The 1,143-nt window shown below is 67.2% G+C and carries 1 protein-coding gene; it reads right to left on the reverse strand.

The genetic code is table 11. The annotated features are described in order from the left end of the window. Window positions 1–65: 65 nt before the first annotated feature. Window positions 66–1,055 (reverse strand): hypothetical protein, encoded by a 990-nt coding sequence (locus LOY02_RS04860; protein ID WP_317181205.1) that lies wholly within the window; start codon window positions 1,053–1,055, stop codon window positions 66–68. Window positions 1,056–1,143: the final 88 nt, after the last annotated feature.

The raw sequence follows: 1,143 nt of genomic DNA on the forward strand, positions 1-1,143 counted from the left end.
GGGTGGTCTTGCCGCGTGAGGTTCGCCGGGGCGAAGTTGTGGCGGTCGGTCGGCCGGGCGGCTGGTCAGGCCGGCACGTCGACGTCCCAGGGGCGGCTGGGAAAATGTCGACGCCACTCGTCCGAAAGTGGAGGAACGGTCATCCCACGCTCCCGCATCGCCTTGGTGATCCGCGCCAGCGTCTTGCCGGGCGTGTTGAAGATTCCGGTCGACACCACGACGAGACGCCGGATCTGCCAGTCGTCGAGCTGCTCGTCCCGGTCCAGGTCGCCGTGCCACTGCTCCGTCGACTCGGCGTGCTGCCTGCCGTCGTACTCGATGATCAGGCCGTACTTCAGGTAGCTCAGGTCGAACCGGTACAGAAGATCGCCATCTACGTCGTGGATCCGGTGGTCGACCGTTGGCTCGGGCAGTCCCGCGAAGACGATGAGGAGCCTGAGGCGTGTCTCCATCGGAGAGTCGACCCCCCGGCGAACCAGCCCGGCAGCCCGCTTGGCCTTGCGATGATGAGGGCCGGTGGCGTCCATCACGAATGCCACCAGCTCCTGCGGCGAGAAGCGCCTCTGCTTCACCAAGGAGTCGCCCAGCACGACGAGGTCGACGAGCGACAGGACCTGGGCCATGTCGAGGAAGGTCTGGAGGGCACTCGTCGTCCGGATCCCACGCCAGGTGGTGACGCGCTGGTTCTTCTTCCGGCGGTGTGCGGCAATGCCGAAGCACCGGGCACGGGGACCGCGATACGTCACATGGGTGTCGGGGTGATCAGGAACGACGCCACCCCACAGGACCGCAGCCGTGTGGTGCGAGACGTAGCACCCCTCACCAGCGAGCAGGAGCGCAGCCTCTGCCATGAGGTGCGATGTCACCTCGATGTCCCTGGGCAGGTAGACACCGCGAAACAGGCGGCGGTACCGAGACTTCAGCGTCCAGGACGTCTGTGCGGTCGCGTCGAAGTCCACCCGCACGAAGGGACGCCCCTGCTCGATCGGCACGGCGATGCGGGCCGGTCTCCATCGTTTGCGAGGCTGCGCTGGGTCTGCCACGTCATCTGCCATGCATCCAAGGTGGCGCCCTAGCCCCATCCGCGGCCGGCGTCATCCACAGGCTCCACGGCCCAGGTTCGCCGGGGCGAAGTTGTGGCGG

The sequence above is a fragment of the Intrasporangium sp. genome, from assembly GCF_032907665.1.
Lineage (GTDB): Bacteria > Actinomycetota > Actinomycetes > Actinomycetales > Dermatophilaceae > Intrasporangium.